Raw genomic sequence first — 22,754 nt, forward strand, 5'->3', positions numbered from 1 at the left:
TTTATTCTGAATCGTTAGAAATAACGATTCAGAATAAATAATTGCTTTGACTGAATGTTTTGAAATCACATAAATCAGTCAAAATTAGATACTGTATAGTTCTTACGTAATATCAGGGCAGGTAATCTTACAATTTTAAAAATAGAAATATGAATCGATTTTACACATTAATTCTTTTTTTCCTTCTGTTTAGCACAGGGATCCTAAAAGCTCAGGAAGCTTCTAGTTTTGTAAAGGGAAAAAGTGAGCGATTTGATCCACGTTCAGATCAGAACAATTTTGTACCCAATGAGGTACTGGTGAAATTTAAAGATGAGGTAAAACTGAAATCCGGAAGTTTGAAGTCTTCTTCCATAAATGGTTTGGAAGCAGTGCTTAGCAAGCACGGTTTGACTGTTGGAGAAGAGATGTTCCCGGGTGCACGAAAACTGAAAAGTGGGCAACGCTTTGTCATTACGCCTACGGGAGAGAAAATGGAGCTACCCAGCATGAAAAACGTTTTCCGCTTAAGTTTGTCGAAAACAAAGTCAGCAAAAGCAGAACCGGTGAACGTACACCAGGCCATAGAGGAGTTGAAGGCATTATCTGAAGTGGAGTATGTCGAACCCAACTACATCTTTTCTCTTGGTGATTTTGAACCTGCTGGTCCGGAAATGAGTGATGCAGAATCTATGGAGTTGGCAAGTAATAGTGAACTTTCTACCAAATCATCAGGCCTTATTCCTAATGATCCTTGGTACAACTCCCAGTGGGGTATTCCTGCTTGTCATATCGACAATGTGTGGACAGATCATACCGGTGATGGCTCTTCGATAATTGCTATTTTAGATACCGGAGTCGATTGGGAACATGCCGATTTGACCGACAATATTTGGGTAAATGAAGCTGAATTGAATGGAGCTGAAGGTTACGACGATGATGGTAACGGATTTATCGATGATATACGTGGTTGGGACTTTATCAACCAGGATAACGATCCTAAAGACGATAATTCTCATGGAACTCACTGTGCAGGTATTGCTGCAGGGGTTGGAAATAATGAAATCGGGATTACCGGTGCAAACTGGAATGCTAAAATCATGTCCATTAAGGTGTTTCAATCTTCAGGACGTGCTGATGCCGCTACCATTGCAAAAGGAATAAGCTATGCAGCTGATAATGGAGCCAATGTGCTCTCAATGAGTTTTGGAGGCTATGCAGAATCTATTACCATGCGAAATGCGCTGGCCAATGCTTACGCAACAGCTGTTTTGGTGGCTGCTGCTGGTAATGATGGACTGTGTATCGGACCAGAAAAATGTCCCGATATGCGAGACGGAATGCCATTATATCCTGGAGCCTTTTCTTTTGTTTTGGGAGTTGAAGCCAATTCTGGATCGGGAATGGCTGGTTTTTCTAATTTTGACCAGGATGGTCCTGTCTTTTCAAAATACAGCGATCTGCTGAATTACGAATTGAAAGCACCCGGTGTAGGGATTTTATCTACAGTTCCTGGTGGGAACTATCGTGCCTACAATGGAACCTCAATGGCCACGCCTTTGGTGGCAGGTGCCGTGTCCTTATATCTGGAGCAAAAACCGGCGGATTCACAGGAAATCCTCTTTGGTAATTTGATTAACTCAACCGGAAGCCATTTGAATTTACATGCTGCACTCAATGTTGTTGCAGTGCCTCGTTTGGATATTGTGTCCTTTGAAGTAATCGATACGCTTGATGGTGATAGAGACGGCAGAGCTGATGCAGGAGAAACCATTGAGATGAAAGTGAAAGTTCGAAATACTTGGGCACAGGCTGATGATGTGAAAATAGGTGTGCAATTTCAGGAATTCGAAGATCCAACGGTTGCTGATTTACTATTAACTGAAACTTCAATTGGTAGCGTATCTGCCTATGCCACAAGAGAAAGTGACATTTCCTTGAAACTAAAAATTGCTGATGATGTCATTGACGGACGTGATATTGTACTGGAATTAAAAACCTGGTATGGTGACAAACTCGGAGAGAAGAAGAAAAAGATAATCCTTAAAGTAGAGAATGGGGTTGAATTGAAAGGTATTATTTCAGAAGATATGACACTGACTCCAGATAAGCAATATATTATCATGGATAATATTGCTATTCCGGAAGGAGTCACTCTGACGATTATGCCGGGAACAACGCTTAAATTTGCCAAGGGTAAAAGCATGGTGGTCGCAGGAACACTTAATGCGATTGGGACAAAGGATGATTTGATCACATTTACCAAAAGAGATTTAGGGCTGAATTGGGGAGGGTTAAAAACTGAAAAAAATTCAAATTTGCAAGCAGAATATTGTGTTATCCAAAATGCTGGAAATGGTACGCATGTTTTTAATGAGGGTAATTATTCTAATGTAATTATTAGGGATTGCTTTTTTATATACAATGCTACTGGGGTTTGTAATTTTAAAAAGAATTCAATTGTTGAAAATTCAGTTTTTTATTATAATAAATTTGGGTCTTATGGTATAAATGCTAATGGCTCAGAAAATTTCATGAATAATAATATTGTTCAGAATAATAGTTCGAGGGGTAGTCTTGACGTAGGAGGAGCTGTCGTTAAATATTTTACGCCAATTGTGTTAAAACAGTGTAATATCTTCTCTAATTTAAATACTGCATTTAATAAGGATATTAATATTAGTGTGAAAGGGCCTGAATTTATTATAGAAATATTGGATCCTTCATATTTTGGAACTGTAAATGATAATAAAATAAATGATGCCATTTCTGATTTCCAAGAAAAAGGAGAAGGGGCTTGGTTGGATATATCTAAAAAATTAGATCGTCCTTCAGCTGAAGCCCACGGTATCGTATGGAAAGTCCTCGTAAATGGGATAGATGCTCAGGATGAGTTCGAATTGCTAGACCCTGTAGGTGTAGGTAAACAAAAATATGAGGTATATTTTAACCGTCCTATGGATATTGAATTCACGCCAAATGTTACTATGGGCGTTCGTTATCCTTATTCTCAAACGGCTATTGCCGAGGATGGGGTTTGGAGTACTGATTCTACTATCTATACAGTTTATTCAACTCTTGGTTTGAGTACAGGTGATGGCATCAATACCATTCGTGTAGAAGGTGCTAAGGATACCGATCATTTCGAAATCCCTATTGAGGACAGACGTTTTAGAGTCTTAGTAAGTGCAGCAGGTTCTTTGGCTGATGGCTTTGGCGCGACTCCAGGAATGGGAAAAGTTGAACTGGCTTGGGAAGTGCCAGCAGGTGAAGTTTCCGATCTATTGGGTTACAATATGTATCGTTATACTATTGTTGATGAGGCGAACACCTCTGATACGATCATGATGAACACGCAATTGCTTTCAGATCCGGACTATATCGATTTTGAAGTAGAACCTGAAACCAATTATTTTTACACCTATAAAACGGTGCGTACCAACTTTACCGAGTCGGATTACTCCAAAGTCGTAACAGCTATCCCTCTAACAGCTGAAAAAGGGGATGCCAATGGTGACCAGAAGGTAAATGTAAATGATGTGACTACTGCTGTATCTCAAATCCTACAAAAGCAACCAAAGCCTTTTATTTTCGAAGCAGCTGACATTAATGGAGATGCCAATATCAATGTTTTGGATATTACAGGCATTATCAATTTAGTTCTTCATCCAACAACGAAAAGTAGTCTATCTTCTTCTCGAGCGATGCTTGCAGAATTCTATATCCGACAGGATACCTTATTTGCAAATAGTCCTGTCGCTTTGGGAGGTGTTCAGTTTATTCTTCACGATACAGAGAAAGGCGCTTATCAGGTGCTTCCTGCATTAAAAGATATGGAGCGTGCAGAATTGTTACAGGGAGATAGTCTACTGTTTTTAGCCTATAGTATGAGTGGTAAAGAGTTGGCAACTGGCGAGCTGCCACTATTGAAGCTTGGCAATTCGGAATCCTATGTCGATGGTCTAGTGCTTGCCTCATCCAATGGTGATAAAGTAGAAGGCATCGTTAGTTTAGATAAACCAGTCTTCGAGGACTTGGACGATAAGGAGCAAGTTGCAAAACTGATTAATAATTTCCCTAATCCAGTTACCGATATAACAACAATTCAGGTGGAAATTAAAGCACCTGTGGAGAAAGTGGAAATTGAAATTATTGATATTCAAGGTAGAATAGTAGATGTCTTGAAAGACTATAATCTAAGTCCAGGCTTGTATCAATTTACATGGAATCCAGGATCGCATAAAGGTATCTTTATAGCTGTCTTAAAAGTCGTAAAGGATGGGGAATCCTATAAGGGACAATCGATTAGGATGCTTGTGGAATAAGATAAAACTTATTATTATTCAGATCTAAAATACGAAGGAATGCTCAGTTTGGGCATTCCTTTTTTATGGCATAATAATCTGGATTCTTAAGATTTGGTGCTAAGCTATTCTTTCCTCCGTCCGCTTCAAAAAGCTAGCCTTGGATTCCACGTCGGTCCCCTTGCCCCCAGATATGAGAGTTGTCTATTTAATGTGTTAGGGGGTGAGTTTATTGACTGTGATGCTGTTTGCATCTATTTTACACGTTTGTTGCAATTGTGAGGGAGAAATAATTTGGCGCTATGTTGTTTTAGGTAGGTGAATTGTTTTTTTTAGCATTTTTTTCTCTTAATCTTCCTATTTGAGTAGGTCAAGCACCTTCCTATTGAGATCGACCACTAGTTCGTTATTCTAAACAAAGTAGGAATCTGTTACAGTAATTTTAGCATAACCAAGAGCCTGGGCAAGGATTTCAAAATGTTTAGGCATACCAACTGCACTCATCTCTGAAGGCTTCGGACACACAACTGAACATACAGGTCAAGTTTAACTGGATAGATTTAAAACGAAGTTTTGGATGCTGCAAACAGATTGAATACGCTTTAGCTTTGTCTCAAGTGTTTACCAAATTTGTGACGAAATTAGGAGCTTAACTCTTTCAATACCTTATATAATTGCTGGTAAATATATAAGCTTGCGATAAGCTGTTCTGTTTAATTATCAACGACCTCTAATTCGTAAAATGTCGTTTCAGGATCTATAACCCGTGTGAAATTCATCCCTTTATTATTGAGAAGCACAATCTCTGCAGTTGTATAAATGATATTACCATCTACCAGGTGACCACCGATCGTGTTGCCTGTGCTATCGGATACCGAGATATGAATATGATTGTTTTTACCATTGTCTGCAAATGTGCCAGTAAGGGAAACAATCTCATAATGACCTCGCAAATGTAGAAGCTCTTTTTGATTTGCTGGACGAATAGTGAGTTCTCTCAAACTCCCCACACAAGTAGAAATCGATGCTGATTGCAACTGATTGCTTGCAACGAATTGTGCCATTTCTTTTTTTAAATCCATCCCTGGACGCAATCGCAGAGCATGCATTTCAACACTATTTTGCTGGCAAGAAACCAAACTGATAAAAATTGCAAGAATGAGATAGCTGTTCAATTTCAACATAGATAAATTTTTAGGAAAATGTAAAATTAGAAAATATAAAAACTTTTAGAGCCAACAGAGGACTAAATGTTTTCACGGAAAAAATCCATGCAATTCAAAAGCTTTCCATCGTTCCAGGTCTTGAATCTTATTTGTTTAGAACTTGGCTCTGTACAACAAATAAGAAATATGGCGTTCTCTCCTCGGGCTGCTGCAAAAAAAGGTGTCAGAGATTTTACTTACTCTAAACATTAGAATAAGTAGCACAAATAAGTTGAAAAACAAAAGCATAGAAAGGTAGCCTGGTTTCTGAAAAAATAGAAATTAAGTGGTGATTTTCAGAATGATTTGGGTTTAGTCTGTAATTTCCCACTCATCAAGCGTATAGCCTGCAAAAATGCCTGCACCCCCATTAATATTTGAGTGTAGGTCGATTTTTTTGTAAAAAGGCAAATCTTCACGATTCGAGATCATTTTTTTTGAGCGCTCGTAGGCATAATAATCCTTCGAGATATGTAATAGTTTGACTTTGAAAGTCCGAATCTCGTTAGCAGAAGAATCAATTGGGGCATAAAAACTGATATCGAACTTTTCACCATTGTTATTATAGTCCGAAAAACAAAGACTCCCTTTCAGCAGATTTCGTTCTAAATCAGTCGTGTTTTCTAATAAGTTATCTTCAAAAATAATATCCTCACTATAATAGGACAGTAGGGTATTTTGTTGATAGTTTTCGCCATTTATCACCTCATTTGTTACTGCATATAGCAATATCATATAATAATCTTTACTATAGGATTTGTCTTGAAATTCGAGCTGTAAATGATAAGCAGTTTCACTTTTTGTCATTTTACAATTACTGATTTCAATTTCGGATGGAATTCGAGTTTCGGCGCTGATACTTTCGTATTGAGGATGATTCACTACAACTCGGTAATTCAAATTTGCCTGGAACCTGGATTGTATTTCGTACCAACCATCTTCGGCTGTTTTTAATTTCCCGAGTAGTTTACCTTCTTCATAGATGCTCAATGTGGCATCGTTCAATGTCTTTTGGGCATCATTATTTTGCAATTGTTTGCTCAAAGAAACATGAACACGCACCAAACTGTCATTACCTGCCAATGCATTCACGACCATTACAGGCGAGCCAGGGTTTAAATCCAACTTAATATCATCCTCGCAAGAGTAACTTGCCAATAGAATGATGATGAAATATATGATGTAATTCTTCATAACAGAAACTAAAATTGATAGGAATAAGAAACACTAGGTATAAAACCAAAAAAACTCAATTGCTTGATATTGTATTTTGATTTGCCTTGATCCGTATATTTTTGTTGTAAGTATACGTAGCTGGCATTTTTTCGATTATAGATATTGTAAAAACTCAGATTCCAAACACGTGTACCGCGCTTTTTCTTCTTCTTAAAATTGATAGAAATATCCATTCTATGGTAATTTGGCATGCGAACAGAATTGCGTTCAGAGAAAACAGGCGTTTCGGTAATTTCTATGGGCTGATAGGGCGAAATGGTATTCACCGACATATTGGGGATGGTGAGTGGTAAACCACTACCCAAAATCCAATTGATATTGATATCGATTTTCGAGCTCAGTTTTTGACTCACTTGTATGGAGAGATCATGACGTCTATCGTAAGGAGAGGGATAAGCCTTCCCCTTATTCAAGTATTTATATTCAACCGCCGATTTTGCAAGCGTATAAGCCAAATGCCCTTGAGTGTTCCCTTTGTGTTTTTTGATCAATAATTCGAAGCCGGTACTCCAGCCTTTTCCGGCTTCAACCATACGCGACCATTGGTGTACTCCTTCGTAGAGGTAGGAGTTTTCGCTGAACTCTAAAGTGTTTTTTGTGTACTTGTAGAACAGTTCCGAATTAACTAACCATTGATTGTCGATTTGCCAAATGCTACCCATATTAAACTGATGAGACCTAATGGGTTTGATATTTTCACCCACAGGCAACCACACATCAGTAGGAAGACTTAATGTACTAGATGTAATTAAATGCATATACTGCGACATCATCGAATAGCCCGTGTTTAAGCTCAGTTTAGAATTTAAACGGTATTGTGCCGTTAATCTGGGTTCGAACGAAGCATAATTTTCACCTTTTAGCATAAAGGAGGTAAATCTGAATCCAAAATTTGTAAGCAGTTTTTTATTCCATTGGGTCTGATTTTGAAAATACAGAGCCAATTCTAAGGCATTAATGCTTCTATCCGTTATTGAGCTTTCTTTATCGGCTTGTGCATTTCGGTAGATATTACTTCCGGGTTTGGTTCGATGAAAATTGGCTTCAAGTCCAAACTTGTAATAATATTTGGCTTGAGGGATATAGTCAAATTCTGATTTTATTGAATAGTCGCGTATGCCAGAATAGAATTCATGATAAAAACTCTCCTTATATTCATTGTTTTCGTCTTTATTTTCACGAATATCCTTTACCAAATAGGTGTAACGGCTTAGAATGAGAGACGTATTTCCAAATAGTTTATCGTTATAAACATGATTCCACCGCAGGGAGTTGGTGAAATTACCCCAGCCCACTTTATTGGTGCTTTTTTGTGTTTCATCATCGTAAAGTGAAACGTCTTTTGCTTTTAGTTTTGCTAAATCGCCTCCCCAGTAGGTGCTTAAATACAGTTTGTCTCTGTTCGAGAATTTGTGTGAGAGTTTAAAATTTAAATCCCCAAAGTAGTAGGCAAATTTAACATCAGAATCGGCTAAATTAAGTAGTGATGACGAAATTAGATCTAAATACGATCGACGTAAGGAAAGGTTAAAAGAGGTTTTTTCTTTAATAATAGGCCCTCGAATATTTAGTTTTGTGGTGAGTAGACCTATCGAAAAATTCCCTTCAATTCTCTTATTATTGCCATCTTTCATTCTGATATCCAAAACGGATGAAATACGTCCCCCATATTGTGCTGGGAAACCACCTTTTATCAATCGGGCTTGATGAATGGCATCGGGATTAAATACAGAAAATAGGCCCAAAAGGTGAGATTGATAATATACAGGCACATCATCTAATAGAACTAAATTCTGATCGGGAGAACCACTACGAACAATTAAACCGCTAGAAGCCTCGTTTGCCGATTGCACACCTGGTAAATAGAGTAGATTTCTAAAAAAATCATCTTCACCCATTACCGATTTTTTATTTAAATCCTGAGCGGTGATATTATAGGTGCTTAAAAATAGATGATTAATATTATTGGCATTTTCATCAGCAAGCACTTTTACCTCATTTAGTATCTTCTGGGCTTTTAGTTTGATGTTGACAACAGTGTCGGAACTTTGCGATAGATCAATATTGGTATCCTCGTAACCCACGTATGATATTCTGACTTGGGCATTTAGTTTTTGTTGTTTAAAACTAAAGAATCCAAAGTTATTGCTCACTGTACCTATATGATTATTTGGATTGTAGATATTGGCATTAATCAGACTCTCGCCTGTATCTGCATCATAAATAAAACCGCTGATTCTAATTGTTTGCTCCTCTAAAGGGATGGCGATAATAAAAATCTTATTTTCATCTAATACCCAACGGAATTTTTGAGTGTTGATACATTGTTCAAGGTAATGATCAAGACTGGCAGTCGTTGATTTGATTCTGATTTTTTCATCGGTATTAAATTGGCTGGTGTAGCTCAACTCAGTTCCTGTCTGCTTCTGTATTTCGTTGAAAATTTGCTTGATGATGTAAGTCTGCTTTTGTAGATTAATTTTCTGTTTCAAATTTACTTTTTGAGCAAATGATGAAATAGTTAGCAGGTATATGAAAAGAAGAGTAAGTATAAGTTTCATAGGTGATTGTATATAAATCGATACAGGCGCAAATTTGTATAGAATTTTCAGTTTTCACAATATTATTTAAATGATTCTTCTTTACTCACTTATAATGCCAATTTAATTTCAAAATTATCTTAAAATAAGATGGAATAATTTTTAGCTATATCGAGGCAAAAAAGTAAAAGATAGCCGAGTTACCTTGCATCTTTTTTAACGATGATATAGGTAAAAAGAAACATCTTATAAGATCGGTTTTGATGTTAATCTGGTATGAATACAAGAGCCCCACCGAAATATCGGTGGGGCTCTTGTCGAAAATGACTATGAATACATCATCTATTAAAAAACTTATTTTATTCTCATTTGTGATTCTTCTTTCATGATATCGAAATTGAAATCAATTTCTCTATTATGAAATGGCGTTCCTGTATAGGTGTTTTGCCCCGTGAACTTATTTCTTGAGTGTCGTAAATCGACATGAGTAATTCTCTTATTGGTCATGAAACCTGGAAAATAAGGCGGTTCAATATAAAAAGTATATGAGTCGTGAGAGTTGTACCAAATTTCCACTTTAAACTCATCATTATAATAGTTAGGGTAATACACATAGGTTTTACCCAGTCCACCAAAACTAGCATGCTTCAAATCACAGTCTCTTCCATTTACCGATACACCACCGTTTAGCAAGTCTACATAATTGCCATTTTTATCATTCACCTTAATAATCAATTCTTTATTATTATCGAAATCCTGATAAATATGCGCTGAAATGTACAGACTTGATGGATTGTGAATTTCAACATCTGAAAGAGGTGATTCAGAACAAGAACTGATTCCCATAAGGAGTATCAGACCTATAAATACATTCATTATTTTATCCGAAGTGCGCATAATTCCTTTCTGTTTAGTCCAATTAAGCATCACATATTTGTTATGTACACGGTGCAGTGCTGAATAGTATGGTTTTAAGATAGATTTTCGTAAACTCCAATCTATCCTCAATTCAGTAAATATGGATTTTAATATCATAGTTGTTTATTTAAGATGATGGAGCCCTATCTTATCTTCAGTTCCTTATATCTGCTTTTTAAAGATGTAACGCGTAATAAAAAGACCTTTACCATCGCCCTTACCACTATCCGATTCAACAGCAGAGTTCACAAAAGCTAATTCCCATCCTTCGCTAACAAGTGTGTTAATTTTCGATGATAAAAGAGCATCATTCGAAGCGATATTCTGGAAATTGATACCTGCAATTGAGTAGAAGTTTAAAAGCTTAGTTTCAGCAAATTTATCCACTTTGGCATCCTTACGTTTTACACTTTTTTGCTTACTCTTTTTCCCATCGGTACGTTCTGTCGTAAATTTCTGAGCATCCATAGGATTCTTTTCTTCGATAATTCTAGAACGACCCAATCCCATTGGTACGATAGACTCAACTGAAGTAATTATTTTGTATTTTACTGATTGTGCGTTCGATTCGAATACAAATGCTAAGGCAATAATTGCTAATACTAATACTTTTTTCATTTCGATTTTTATTTTATGATATAGATATTTTTGTGTTTTATAATTTTTACTTGCAGCAATAACTCAAGCTGATGAATAACCTTTTCAATTTCTTCATTATCGAAAGCAAGGGTGATTTCTAAATCCTTTATTTTCTGGTTTCTATTTTCAAATTTCACATGGTAGTGCTTTTCTAAATCTTTTAAAACCAGTGTTAGGGGTGCCTGATGGAATTTAAGTGCCCTGGTTCTCCACGAATCCTGATTCTTAAATTTCGATTTCAGTTTAATCACTTTATGATTTCTAAGTAAACCGACATCACCTTTTACCAATACTAATTCTTGGTCTCTATGTTTTTTCGATTTCAGACTCACTTTACCTGTTCTCACACTTAACTCGGTACTGTTATCAGCTTTGTTATAAACATTAAAGCTGGTGCCTAAAACTTTTATAATAGCCTCGCCCGATTCAATAATAAAGGGCTTGTTAGGGTTCGGTTTCACATCAAAAAATGCTTCGCCTTGTAGTTTTACCAATCGTTTATCAGTACCAAATTCTTTGGGATAAATCAGCTTGCTATTTTTGTTTAAATACACCTTTGTGCCATCAGCAAGTAGGAGTTCGCTCTGCTCTTGCTTTGTTTTAGTTTGAGCAATTTTGCCAAAACCAGCTGTGTTTTCGTGCAGATAAATCAGGCTCACACCCATTGTGATCATTACGGCAGCAGCAGCATATTTTAGCCAGGGGCCTAATCTTTTCTTTTTTGCTCGGCGTTTGGCTTGTATTTTTTTCCAATCGGCTTTTTTATCAATTTCCGAAAATTCATTTAGCTGCTTACTGGCCGACCAAATCTGTTTCATTTTTTCGAAAAGCGCTTTATTGGCATCCGAAGCCTGCAACCATTCGTTTAGCTCTTTTTCCTGGGCTGCACTGGCGCTTCCTTGCAATACGTTTTGCAAAACTACCTCGTTGATATGTTGATTTCGATCTTCCATTTTATGCTTTTCTGTTACTAAGACAAGTTAAGTGCTGATAACACGTACCTCTAATTAAAAAAAAACTCATTTTTTTATTCTATGCTCGATAATAGGAACAAGAAAATAGTTTTAAGTAGGCTAGGAGCTAGTTGATTGCGAAGGGTTTTTAGAGCTTTACTAATTTGTGTCTCTACTGTGCGTTTCGAGATATTCAAATAATCGGCTATTTCCTGATTGCTTAATCCCTCCATACGATTCATCTTAAAAATATCGCGGCATTTTTCGGGCAATTCCTCAATGGCCTTATATAACTCGTATTCTAATTCGCTTTGCCCATACAGCTCATCATTTTCGTAGCTGTAATCCCCATTTAAATACTTAATGTTCTCGTGATGCAAAGCATGTGTCTCTTTTTGTTTAATGCTGTTGAGGCAGGCATTTTTTACCGATTGGTACAGATGAGATTTAGCCGATGTATGTATGCTTAAAGCCTCTTTTTTATCGTAAAGATTTACAAATACATCTTGCACCAACTCGCGCGAAAGATCGAGATCTTTTAAAAATTTATTGGCATAAACACATAGTAAGGAATAGTAGGAATTATACCACTGTTCTATACTTGTTTCGTTTACCAGAACCAATGCTTGGTTTGCTTGCTGATGGGTCATATATGTTTCTCTGTTTACAGATAAGTGCTTTAATATATAGCTAACCGCTTATCTTTTTTTTATTCATTATAAGCGCTAATTCTTCTATGACAATTGAGATTGTAAATACACTTACTCAAAGTGTAATATTTCGATAAGTAATTACAACGAATATAATAAGGCTAATATATTTTCTTGAATTAAATTAAAATTCAACTAGGGGTTTTTTAAAATATTCTGTCTTAATACTGAAAGAAGGGAAATAATAAATTTTATTTTTTTTAAAAAAAAAGTACGTGTTTTTCCCAATTGAAATGTCTCATTAAAGTTACAGATTTTATAATATCAATTTCCCTACATACAATATGAGTAAAGCTGTTTATAGAAAAGGATTTGAAAATTAAAGCGACCTACTCGGATTGAAGTTTATTTTATGGGGCTGGTAGTGGCTACGATTTGGCTAGATGCTATTGCTGTTGTGAAACAGGATAGGTAAACTTGAGTAGAAGGTATTCCAATATAGCCTTTAGTACCATCTACCCGAGTAGAGGCCTCTTTTATTGAGGCTATCCGATCATATTTTTGGGTAAATATTGCTTTTTCCTCCCACACTATCGTGTTGACTTGGGTAAATGAACCTTTTCTTATAATAATTGGGCCATTTACTTAGGTATATGCCTATTTATGGATAATAAAGAAGCGTCCATTTCAATTTTTGTATCCTTTTTTTCCACTGAGTATCAAGCCTAATGGTAGATGGTACTTTGGGCTGTATAAAAGACCCCTTTACTTGAGTAGAAAGCATTTTAAGTTCTGTTTTTAATCCAATGTTAAATGGTTTTGAGGGGCAAACCTCTGTTTTGTATTGATTGTTTGTCAGTTTATGATGTTAATCATATGTTCTTTAACCTGTCATGTATTCCCAAAGCCCTAGTTTTACTGTATAAATGCAAGTGTGTTAAGGTGTTGCACTGTTTTTATTTGTGTATATGCTTGATTGATATTTGAATACGTCGTAACTTCTTGATTGTATTTTAAAAATTTTGGGAGATGAGATGCTCATGAGTCATCCTGAACAATTGGGATTTACTCACAGAATAAAGGCTATACAGGGCGTGTCAGATGACCAATTCAAAAATTATAGACATATGCAAATTGATAGTTTTAATGAAGCCAGGCTAAGAAATGCCGAATTTGTTTCTCTTGGAGACCATGTCCTTAAAATTACAAAGGCTTACGATTGGAGTAAGTTTAATGTATTAGGTTTTTACACTAAAGTTGAAACAACGGTAGGTAATTTAAAGACCCATTTAAACAAGCTGAGCACAGTAAGTGAAACTCATAGTGTTGAAATAGCTGATGCGGCCTTTAATAATGCATGGAGGGCTTTTAAGTTTGTTTGTAAGGCATTAGAGCTGCATCCCGATGCTGACAAGCGTGAGGCAGCTAAGACTCTGATAGAGCTAAGTAAAACACATGGTTACAATTTACACAACGAAGGCTATCCGGTGCAAAATGCCAGTGCCAGAATGTTTCTAAGCGATTGTATGAACAAAGAGGAGGCTAAAGCTGCTATCAAAACTCTGGCTATTCAAGAAAATATTGACCAGATTGAGTCTGCTCTCAATATTTTGGTTTCGGCTATTGAAACCCGTAAGAGTAAATTCGTGAGCGAAAAACGCGATGATAATACCAAGTTCTTGCGTCAGAAACTTTCAGTGAGTTTAGATAGTATGTTTATGTATCTGGTATCTATGTCTGCACTTGAACCGGGGGGCGAACTCGACAAGATCATTAAAGAGATCAACGAAAGTATCCAGAAATTAGAAATCTCAATTAAAATGAGAACGACTCACAAAACTGAAGAAACAGAACAAAATTAAAACCAGATTTTTTTTTAGCTGATCCCCCTGAAGCACGCTTATGCTTTTGGGGGATTTTTTATGGGTGCAAGTTTGATTGGACTTATCTACTTAAATCAGTTTCTCAATTCTGTAGCTGATTCCTTGTTAGTTGAGTGTCACAGTTTGGGGCAGAGTCTATAGTAGGAAGAGCTCATTTAGGGATATAAAAAAAGGAGATACGTTTGTATTTCCTTTTTTTGATCAAGCCAGTATCACCACAATTGTAGTAAAATAAGGTTATATGTCGTATAGGTACTGTGTGGGTACTGCAAATTTGATAATTCAAACAGTTTGCTGGTATATCACTACTTTAGAATTCTGCCTAAATCAGCTTATTAAAGCTAAATTTATTATACTATTAGAAGATAATAGATTAGTTTTCAAATTCATTTAGAATATAATGTTTATTCACTTTTTTAAAAAGTTTTTTAGTCGATTCAAAGCAATAATCCATTTTAAACTGTATTAGCTTTTCAAATGTTTCAAGAAATTGTTGACCAATAGAACCTGAAGTTTTTAAGTTTTGTAATTCTTCATTTAACTCATTTAAATTTATCAAGCTATTTATGATTCTTTTGTTTGAGTTGAGTTTAAAAGTGCTAATTAGTGGTATAATCTTTTCTATTTTCTGACTTAGAGTCAATTCTTCTTCGATTTCTTTCTTGTTTAAGCGCCTACCGTCCAGTTCTATTTCGAAATTATCTTTAATGTTGGAATTTATAAACAATTCTATTGCTGAATGAAGCATAAGTATACTACTAATACTGTATTGTAAAAATTTGTGATAGCTGTCGTCTTGCATCAATAAACCTTCATCTTTAGGAGAATTTGAAACCATTGTGTCTCTATAAGATAAGCTTTTTGTATATAGTTCAACGGAATGATTGAAATACAAACTAATAGGTTCAGGGAATTTTGCTGTAATAATTTTATTGTCGCGAGAAAAGGGTATCATAAAAAATAATTTTTTTTCTTGTTCATCAAGTCCTAAATAGATGGAAGATTTTCTTGATTTTAATTCCTTACGTAAATTTGTGGTTTTAGTTTCTGGTACATCTTGACAGTTGGATGTAGAATTTTTGAAAGCTTGATCAGCCATTTTATACTCGTAAGGCAACACCTGAATATTACGAATTTTTGATTTAGCTTTTGAAATTGGTTTTGGACCTTCTTTAAAACTTGCCAATGTTTTTAACTCAATTGGTTTTTCTATATCAGGAGATGAAATGAAAAATTTCCCTTCATTTTCATCAGTTGGCTTGACGTAGCAAAATTGATGCTTTATTCCTTTAGCTATAAATTCAAGGTCTGAAAATATTGCTAAAGTTGTTTCTTCAGAAAGAGATTGATATTTTTTTATATTGTTTAATTTGAGAGGTTTGTATGAGTATTCAATTTCTAGGGTAAATTGTATTGACTCGACAGGGTAATACTCTCCATTATAATTAGTGTAAATGTTTTCGGCCTTTACGTTTGGATAAATTATTTTTTTATAGTTTAATAAAAGACCTGATCTTGTAAATAAGAAACTCCAAATTTCAGGTAAATCAAGTAGAATTTGATTGAGATCATCATGTTTAAGAGACTCCTTATTTTTATTATAGAATTCTAGTTTTTTGTTTGTGAAGATTTTATCTTGGCGTAGTTTATCACTATTAAACCTAATTCCCAGTATTTTGCATTTTTTTTCTATAATAGAAATATTATCGATGCCTAATTGATTGTCTGAATTAATCGACTCTTTTGTGATTCTATAAAGATCAATATTTCGGGATTTAGCCTTAATTATAGCGCCACTTTGATAGTCACTTGTTGTAAGGAAAATCATTTTATGAATAGATGGTAGCCTTTGACATTTGTCATAAAATGCACTTATCTTATCTATTTCAATCCTAGATCCTTCTTTGTAATTTTTACACTCTATTACTATGTTGAATTTTCTTTTGTTAGCAATAGTTTCAATATAAATGTCAACCTCTCGAACGAGTCCATCTAAATCTTCAATTTTTTTATTTTTGGTAATAACTGTCGATTTACTAGAAAGACTTCTTTCTAGTATTTCAGTAATTGACTCTAGTATATCACCTTTTGATTTTGTTGACATATTAATGCTTATCTATTATAACCACCAGTATTAGTTCTCCCATGCTTCAAATTGCTTCTGAAGGTCATAAAATATTTCTTTCATATTCTTATGATATTCTAAGTAAAGAACACCTGAAATATCTGAAGGAATTTCAATGTCACCTCTTTTTATTATAGCAATTCTTCGATTTTTTTGTCCCTGAAATTTTCCAAGGAAATAGCCTAATTCTAAAATTACATTTTGCCTAGCTCTAAATTTTCCTTCTGAACTATCATCTGGTGTAAAAAGAATTAATGCAGTAGAGCAATCAGCTGCTAATCTTTCAAATTTTGTAATTATAGTTTCTATTGAGACATTAGATTCTTGTTGCAAGACAACAGGTTCCATTCCTAAGTCATCTTTTAATATATTACATAATTCTAATCGGGCTTTGTCGTCATGTCCATGGACTACGAAAACTTTTTTTGGATTAACTTTGATTTTTGGAATCTCATTAGTTTCAAAAATACATTCTTCAATTTTTTCTGGTTTAGAATCTCTGATAATTCTATTTTTTTTTGTGAATTGTAAAAGATCATGTTCATTTACACCTAATTGTTTTAATTTATCATGTAATGAATTGAAATCTAACTTTGTAGAATGCCACTCTGCAAAGCTTAAAAGAAGCATAGCTACATACCCCATAAAATATTCATAGCCTTCATCATACCAGATAGTCATTAGAAAAATAAGAGCTTTTTCTCTATCTTCTGAATCAAGATGTTCTGAGAATACAATATTATGTAGTTGAGAAACTTCTTTCAAGCAAAAATCCCAATCTTCATCTAGGTCATTTTCTATTGCTAATAACTTAAATTCTTTTGTATATAGGTAATCTCCTATCTTTAATCTTTTCAGGTTGGCGTAGAGAGGTTTTAATTTAGGTTCTATTTCCATGATGCTATTTTATCTAGGCTTTAGATTATTTTGATTGTTTGAAGTTGAATAGTTGCAACTGAATACATTTCACCAAACTTCAAACGAAATTAGTACAATAATTATGGAAAACAAAAACCAATATTAAAATTGAATGGCTAGCGATCCTCTGCTGCTCAATATATGTAGATGATATCTCTGAATTACTCGTAAGCTCATTAACATGTTATTTAATCCGAAACAAATAAAAGGCACCTGCTCTTATACAAGCTTTTATCTTTTGATTGTCCTTCATTTAGCTCTTGTGTTTTAGAATTCATGCGAATGTATCGTCATCTGGTAGGGACCACAAGTCGCAGACTTGCGGTATATGGAGTCAAAGGGCATTACTTCATTCTCACTATTTTAGGGTAAAATAGTCCGATGACATCCACCAGACTTTTGTAGTAAGTTCACACCTCAAACCATTTACCCCATTCCGAAAGCTTTCGGAACCCTAAAGGGGCTTCTGTTGGTGTTTTTTTTATTCCTCTTTTCGGGGACTTAGGGGTTCTTTATATTTGAATTTGATTGGGAAATGCAGTTTGGGGAATGGATTTTTGAGATTATCTATAAAGACATGGTAATGTGCCAACAAGCATTTATTTTGAAAGAATAAAGCAAAATTCAATAAAAATAAAGAATGGTCTTCCGATTACATATCAGAAGACCATTTTGCGTTTGTAAGCTAGGTAAGGGTGCTGCGTAGCAGTTATACGAGTAGCCTATGAATGCAATATGAAAATCATTCCTCGTGGAGGATACACTATCATGCTAATCTTTTTTATAGTATCTTGTGTAAAACGAAGAGCACACCTCTGCTACGCGTACTATTAGCCCTTGTGTTTAATGACTAATACCAACAAAACAAATTAGAATAATGACTTTAATAGAATTACTTGACATTGCAACGATTCAACTAAAAGGTTTATCGGCTTTAGAAACTCCGGATTTTCGTCTTGAACAGGCCGAGTATAAAGCAAACGAGAAAATTTGGGAGATTGTGGTATCTTATTTAATTGAGAATACAAATAAAACGGCTATTCCATCAGCTGCTCTTACATCTGAACATCAATTTTATAGAGCCTATAAAAGGATTAAAATAGATAAAGACAAAAATATAGTTGGGTTCTATATATATGATAGCAATAAATGATTTTTCAAAGGAATTAATTCGTATCAGTCTGACATCATTTTGTCTCATATAAAACCTGATTATTCTGGAAATTATGTCATTTTGTTAATTATTTAGCTCCCACATTCAAACAGAAATGTAATTGTAATTTCCTCATGCAATGCCCCCAAGTCGGAGCCTTACGTATGAAGTGAGGCTTACTTCATTCTTGCTATTTTAGGGTAAAACAGTCCGATGATATCCACCAGGCTTTTTTGTTGCTTCATCACTTCAAAAATATCCTTATAAGCCATAGGTGATTCTTCTATACTTCCGCTTAATAGTTCCACGCCTTTTTCCTTTAGCTGTGCGTGCAGGTCTGCTTTATTTCCATTCGTCACAGAATCCATTGATTCATCAAATTGTTACGAAAAGAGTCTTTCCAGTAATTCTAAATTTTCCTTTCTTCATAATAGTTTATATCCTTTTGGTAAGGCATTCTTTTTTTCTTAAAGAGATCTATTCCACTCATTTATTTTCTGTAACTGAAGATGCTTTAGTTACCAATATAATATACAGTAAGGCCGAATTAGATAAAGGATGCGAAGGGTGTCTTTGCTGTCTAAATTGCGTTCGTAAAATACAGAGCAACCTTCACATATGCTTATCGTATAAGTACATGCTCGTGTTGTATACTTGTGTGCTAATCTGTATACTGATGTCTAATATAATACGATTTGATATGAAAGGATTAGGTTTTGACTCCGGCTATGTTTGCTGGATCAAGTGAGTCATGATGAAAGAAAGAAGAGATGAGGCGAATTGGACACATTCAGTTCTCTTGATTAGTTCAAAATTGTCCGTGAAATACATTTTTAGTTTTTTATGTATCGACCTCAAACCACACAAATTTATGAAAAATGAAAGTTTGGAATTACGTCTAATAGCCATGAGTCGCACCTATATTACATCGTGAATTCAAATCATTAACAAACACAAACCTAAAAGAGTATCTGTGCTCCATCCGCCTACCTAAAGCAAGAGAATTACTAATGACATCTGAGCTCAATTCAACGCAAGCTACATACGCAACAGGATTTAAAGATATATTTCATTTCAGCATAGTCTTTACTCAAGAATTCGGCATGAACCCGAGTAAAATTCGCAATTAAGTTCAAATTGCTCTATTTGGAACACCAAGGAAAATCTTTGGGACATTAAGCAAAGAACACAGGGTTTCATTCCTTTATTTTTGTGTACCCTATCGTTTAATGTTTAAAGAAAATCCAAAATCATGAAAACAATCAGAAATTATTTATTCTTAATTGTGGGCATTTGTCTGCTAACGGCATGCTCAGAAACGGATGAGTTACTAAATGAGGATTTGTCTGTGAATTCTCTTAAAAATGGCATAGCGAAAGTTATGCCAAGTATGGCAACAGATGTACTTGTTAAAGCAGAAGAAGACTGGAACAATATTAACGATGCCCTGCAAAATGCCAATCCAGGTGAAGTTGTTCAGCTTGCAGAAGGCCAATTTTATTTACATAAAAGTATAATTCGTTGGGATTTTAACGGAACTCTGAAAGGTTCTGGGATGGATAAAACAACCATACAGACTGTGCCGGGACAGTTGTTTGATGTTAGTGAATGCCCGCCGCTTGAATTTTCATTTAAGACTACAGATGGTTTTTTTATGTTCTGTTTTGCTCATCATTATAACAAAGAAATGCGGACTGTTGCAGTTTCGGATATGACAATTATAGTGGATGAACCAACCACACCATATTATCAATACGTACCAGGTAAAGACCCGGAAGAAGGAAACTCAATGCAAGCTCTTCATGTTCAGTATAAGAAGCTTGATAATGATTTGGTCAATCCGGTTAACTTGAATGTGATATATAAAAATATCGCGGTTATTGGGGAAGAAAATGGGAGGTATTTGAATAAAGGTTATAGTTTGTATGCAGGTTTAGCTGCATTTGGTGCTTCAATCGGCAGTTTTGAAGCTAAAAATGTTAAAGTGGAAAATGCCCATTTAGCTATTTTGCCGCTATTTTTTATTGGTAATAACTCGACAGTAACAGTAAAAAATTGTAAGACTGATAATAATAATAATGCTGTCAGATCAAGCTTATCACATAGTTGGCGTATTGTAAATTGTGATTTTAAGTACAGCAAAAGGGCCAGTCTTTATTTGAATAATAATCCTGATGCAGAATTGCCGGTAGGAAAATCATTCATAAAAAACAACAAGATTAACGTTAGCGGAGGCGTAGCCATGGCGACCTACGATATGGATAATACAGAGCTTAAAAACAATGTATTTTACGGCAGTGGATACACTGGTCTTTACACCGAACGGGGAAATAACTGGAGCATTGTAAATAATGATTTTTGTGGTATTATAGATCCAATATTGGGCGGTACTTTGTTCTTAATAAATCCAATGAATTTTGAAGTTAAGAATAATATTAACCAGGTTGTAGCCGGTGTCGGAGTTGATGACCCATCAAATATTATTGGTGAAGGCAGAGAATGTGATTGAGCCCTGATGCCTGACTGGATGTATCAAAAATCGTTTCTAGCACACGATGTTAAAGGGTAAAAAAAAGTAGTGCCTATTTAATAAGTTATATTTTAATAAAAGATTAAAAACACAAAAGATGAAAATACCAAAATTTAGCTTAGTGTCAATGGGTGTTATTATGGTATTGATCTGTGCTGGGATAATCTCCTTTACTAGTCAAAAAGCGGATCAGAAAGTTTTTGAAGCTTACGAGTTGAGGATAACCGGACATGCCGATTCCGCTAAAGTATTGCTTGAACAAATTACTAATGAAAATCCAAAAGATGCACTTGCCTGGTTTGAATTATGCAGAACCACTCTCCAAATTGGAATGGCCAATCCTAGAGCGATAAAGGAAACATTGGATGAGACTTTGAAACATATCCATTTGGCCGTAGAAAATGACCCGGACAACGCAATGTATCTTTCATATAAAGGTAAAATTGAAGTCCTGCACTTTTATATGGGTATGCAAATGGGCAACAAAAATGCAGCAGAATATCTTGATAAATTTGAGAAAACTTATAACTCAGTTTTTCAATTAGATTCTTCCTATTACGAAAACAAATTAACCCTAGTTGAGTTTTTTGGCGGATTACCAGTTAACATGGGGGGCGATCCTGAAAAAGCAGAGAGATATGCCAAAGAACTTGAAGAAGCAGATATTGTGGCGGGTGCAAAAGCACGGGAAATACTAATGCCTGAAGATGCCGATTATCAAAAATTCTGGAAAGAGATTATAGAAAGGGAGCCAGGAAATGCTGATGTGAATCAAGCATTAGGCCGGGTATATTTGCTCATGCAAAATATTGACGAAGCAAATAAATACTATCAGAAAGCCATCGATCTTGATCCATCAAAAAATGTGCTTTACTTAGATCTGGGCAGGTATTATATGATGAAGGCTATGCGAAACCCTGCCCTAATCGACTCTGTAGCACCTTTGGTTGAGGAGCAGTTTAACAAATTTATTAATTCTACCCCAAAACCAATTAACCCAATGAAAGCATGGGCTTATGGGACACTATCTATGATAAACCGTCGTGGCGGAAATAATGAGCTTGCAGAAAAGTATAAGGAAATGGCTGAGGAACTGGATCCATTTTATTCGCGTGCATCCGCAAAACCCGGTAAAGCGATTTACAGTCCACCGGATGTTGTTGTACATGAGCAGAGTTATTTTCTTTCACCATTTTAATTTATTTAAAATTTGATTATTGACAATACTTGACAACGAGATAATTTTGTTGTCAGTTTATAAGAAATGACATGTGTTCAGTCTAATTCTGTGAATAGAGAATTGCCTTTTAAACGAAAGGTGAGAGACAGAATAAATAATCTAAGCTTAATCTGAAATAGAGGGCGAATTAGGGTACATTGACTCATCGTTAAGACTATAAGTAGCTAATAATCAATACTGAGTGGTTTTGATTTAAGTCCTAATGGGGCTACAAGCACTACCGAAAATCTAGGAGTCGCGGTAAAAACTACCAAGCCCAACACTTAAAAATGTGTTGGGCTTTTGATTGTCCTTAATTTAGCTCTTGTGTTTTAGAATTCATGCGAATGTATCGTCATCTGGTAGGGACCACAAGTCGCAGACTTGCGGTATATGGAGTCAAAGGGCATTACTTCATTCTCACTATTTTAGGGTAAAATAGTCCGATGATATCCACCAGGCTTTTGTAGTAAGTTCACACCTCAAACCATTTACCCCAAAC

16 protein-coding genes are annotated in these 22,754 nt (G+C 35.3%); 6 read left to right on the forward strand and 10 right to left on the reverse strand.

Going from position 1 to position 22,754, the window contains the following annotated elements; all coding sequences use genetic code 11:
* Positions 1-149 precede the first annotated feature (149 nt).
* On the forward strand, positions 150-4,304 hold the full coding sequence (locus tag ACXR6G_RS12925) for a S8 family serine peptidase (RefSeq protein WP_458361851.1): 4,155 nt from the start codon (positions 150-152) through the stop codon (positions 4,302-4,304).
* A gap of 692 nt (positions 4,305-4,996) precedes the next feature.
* On the opposite strand, the gene ACXR6G_RS12930 is transcribed toward ACXR6G_RS12925, so the two are convergent.
* The 7 genes from ACXR6G_RS12930 to ACXR6G_RS12960 all read right to left on the reverse strand — a co-directional run bounded on the left by ACXR6G_RS12930 (position 4,997) and on the right by ACXR6G_RS12960 (position 12,424).
* Positions 4,997-5,467 carry a PPC domain-containing DNA-binding protein gene (locus ACXR6G_RS12930; protein ID WP_458361852.1) on the reverse strand — a complete coding sequence of 157 codons (471 nt, stop codon included), beginning with the start codon at positions 5,465-5,467 and terminating at the stop codon, positions 4,997-4,999.
* Positions 5,468-5,800: 333 nt separating this feature from the next.
* On the reverse strand, positions 5,801-6,682 hold the full coding sequence (locus tag ACXR6G_RS12935; protein WP_458361853.1) for a DUF4249 domain-containing protein: 882 nt from the start codon (positions 6,680-6,682) through the stop codon (positions 5,801-5,803).
* An 8-nt stretch (positions 6,683-6,690) separates the two neighbouring features.
* Positions 6,691-9,285 carry a TonB-dependent receptor gene (locus tag ACXR6G_RS12940; RefSeq protein ID WP_458361854.1) on the reverse strand — a complete coding sequence of 865 codons (2,595 nt, stop codon included), beginning with the start codon at positions 9,283-9,285 and terminating at the stop codon, positions 6,691-6,693.
* Positions 9,286-9,618: 333 nt separating this feature from the next.
* A complete protein-coding gene (locus ACXR6G_RS12945) occupies positions 9,619-10,299 on the reverse strand; it encodes a hypothetical protein (protein WP_458361855.1) in 681 nt (226 codons plus the stop codon).
* Positions 10,300-10,344: 45 nt separating this feature from the next.
* Positions 10,345-10,800, reverse strand: coding sequence for a hypothetical protein (locus tag ACXR6G_RS12950; protein WP_458361856.1), 456 nt, complete (start codon positions 10,798-10,800; stop codon positions 10,345-10,347).
* Between the two features lie 8 nt (positions 10,801-10,808).
* Positions 10,809-11,774 (reverse strand): FecR family protein, encoded by a 966-nt coding sequence (locus ACXR6G_RS12955; protein WP_458361857.1) that lies wholly within the window; start codon positions 11,772-11,774, stop codon positions 10,809-10,811.
* Between the two features lie 74 nt (positions 11,775-11,848).
* Positions 11,849-12,424: an RNA polymerase sigma-70 factor gene (locus tag ACXR6G_RS12960; RefSeq protein WP_458361858.1), complete on the reverse strand. Its 576-nt coding sequence runs from the start codon at positions 12,422-12,424 to the stop codon at positions 11,849-11,851.
* A 1,127-nt stretch (positions 12,425-13,551) separates the two neighbouring features.
* Between ACXR6G_RS12960 and ACXR6G_RS12965 the strand changes: the two genes are divergently transcribed.
* A complete protein-coding gene (locus ACXR6G_RS12965) occupies positions 13,552-14,286 on the forward strand; it encodes a DUF6261 family protein (protein WP_458361859.1) in 735 nt (244 codons plus the stop codon).
* A 394-nt stretch (positions 14,287-14,680) separates the two neighbouring features.
* On the opposite strand, the gene ACXR6G_RS12970 is transcribed toward ACXR6G_RS12965, so the two are convergent.
* Entirely contained in the window at positions 14,681-16,411 is a 1,731-nt protein-coding gene (locus ACXR6G_RS12970) for a restriction endonuclease (protein WP_458361860.1), read from the reverse strand.
* 30 nt (positions 16,412-16,441) lie between these two features.
* Positions 16,442-17,329: a TIR domain-containing protein gene (locus ACXR6G_RS12975; protein ID WP_458361861.1), complete on the reverse strand. Its 888-nt coding sequence runs from the start codon at positions 17,327-17,329 to the stop codon at positions 16,442-16,444.
* A gap of 898 nt (positions 17,330-18,227) precedes the next feature.
* On the opposite strand from ACXR6G_RS12975, the gene ACXR6G_RS12980 reads away from it, so the two are divergent.
* Positions 18,228-18,503, forward strand: coding sequence for a hypothetical protein (locus ACXR6G_RS12980; RefSeq protein WP_458361862.1), 276 nt, complete (start codon positions 18,228-18,230; stop codon positions 18,501-18,503).
* A gap of 176 nt (positions 18,504-18,679) precedes the next feature.
* On the opposite strand, the gene ACXR6G_RS12985 is transcribed toward ACXR6G_RS12980, so the two are convergent.
* Positions 18,680-18,871 (reverse strand): hypothetical protein, encoded by a 192-nt coding sequence (locus ACXR6G_RS12985; RefSeq protein ID WP_458361863.1) that lies wholly within the window; start codon positions 18,869-18,871, stop codon positions 18,680-18,682.
* 552 nt (positions 18,872-19,423) lie between these two features.
* On the opposite strand from ACXR6G_RS12985, the gene ACXR6G_RS12990 reads away from it, so the two are divergent.
* The 3 genes from ACXR6G_RS12990 to ACXR6G_RS13000 all read left to right on the forward strand — a co-directional run bounded on the left by ACXR6G_RS12990 (position 19,424) and on the right by ACXR6G_RS13000 (position 22,231).
* On the forward strand, positions 19,424-19,633 hold the full coding sequence (locus ACXR6G_RS12990; RefSeq protein ID WP_458361868.1) for a helix-turn-helix transcriptional regulator: 210 nt from the start codon (positions 19,424-19,426) through the stop codon (positions 19,631-19,633).
* A gap of 122 nt (positions 19,634-19,755) precedes the next feature.
* Positions 19,756-21,012: a right-handed parallel beta-helix repeat-containing protein gene (locus ACXR6G_RS12995; protein WP_458361864.1), complete on the forward strand. Its 1,257-nt coding sequence runs from the start codon at positions 19,756-19,758 to the stop codon at positions 21,010-21,012.
* A gap of 118 nt (positions 21,013-21,130) precedes the next feature.
* Positions 21,131-22,231: a tetratricopeptide repeat protein gene (locus tag ACXR6G_RS13000; RefSeq protein WP_458361865.1), complete on the forward strand. Its 1,101-nt coding sequence runs from the start codon at positions 21,131-21,133 to the stop codon at positions 22,229-22,231.
* Positions 22,232-22,754 lie beyond the last annotated feature (523 nt).

The sequence above is a fragment of the Ancylomarina sp. YFZ004 genome (assembly GCF_054254355.1).

Excerpts from the sequence above, each read along its gene's own strand:
- ACXR6G_RS12960 (WP_458361858.1), bottom strand. The coding sequence starts at position 12,424 with ATGACCCATCAGCAAGCAAACCAAGCATTGGTTCTGGTAAACGAAACA.
- ACXR6G_RS12940 (WP_458361854.1), bottom strand. The coding sequence starts at position 9,285 with ATGAAACTTATACTTACTCTTCTTTTCATATACCTGCTAACTATTTCA.
- ACXR6G_RS12945 (WP_458361855.1), bottom strand. The coding sequence starts at position 10,299 with ATGATATTAAAATCCATATTTACTGAATTGAGGATAGATTGGAGTTTA.
- ACXR6G_RS12975 (WP_458361861.1), bottom strand. The coding sequence starts at position 17,329 with ATGGAAATAGAACCTAAATTAAAACCTCTCTACGCCAACCTGAAAAGA.
- ACXR6G_RS12965 (WP_458361859.1), top strand. The coding sequence starts at position 13,552 with ATGCAAATTGATAGTTTTAATGAAGCCAGGCTAAGAAATGCCGAATTT.
- ACXR6G_RS12995 (WP_458361864.1), top strand. The coding sequence starts at position 19,756 with ATGAAAACAATCAGAAATTATTTATTCTTAATTGTGGGCATTTGTCTG.
- ACXR6G_RS12955 (WP_458361857.1), bottom strand. The coding sequence starts at position 11,774 with ATGGAAGATCGAAATCAACATATCAACGAGGTAGTTTTGCAAAACGTA.
- ACXR6G_RS12925 (WP_458361851.1), top strand. The coding sequence starts at position 150 with ATGAATCGATTTTACACATTAATTCTTTTTTTCCTTCTGTTTAGCACA.
- ACXR6G_RS12950 (WP_458361856.1), bottom strand. The coding sequence starts at position 10,800 with ATGAAAAAAGTATTAGTATTAGCAATTATTGCCTTAGCATTTGTATTC.
- ACXR6G_RS13000 (WP_458361865.1), top strand. The coding sequence starts at position 21,131 with ATGAAAATACCAAAATTTAGCTTAGTGTCAATGGGTGTTATTATGGTA.
- ACXR6G_RS12980 (WP_458361862.1), top strand. The coding sequence starts at position 18,228 with ATGACTTTAATAGAATTACTTGACATTGCAACGATTCAACTAAAAGGT.
- ACXR6G_RS12935 (WP_458361853.1), bottom strand. The coding sequence starts at position 6,682 with ATGAAGAATTACATCATATATTTCATCATCATTCTATTGGCAAGTTAC.
- ACXR6G_RS12970 (WP_458361860.1), bottom strand. The coding sequence starts at position 16,411 with ATGTCAACAAAATCAAAAGGTGATATACTAGAGTCAATTACTGAAATA.
- ACXR6G_RS12930 (WP_458361852.1), bottom strand. The coding sequence starts at position 5,467 with ATGTTGAAATTGAACAGCTATCTCATTCTTGCAATTTTTATCAGTTTG.
- ACXR6G_RS12985 (WP_458361863.1), bottom strand. The coding sequence starts at position 18,871 with ATGGATTCTGTGACGAATGGAAATAAAGCAGACCTGCACGCACAGCTA.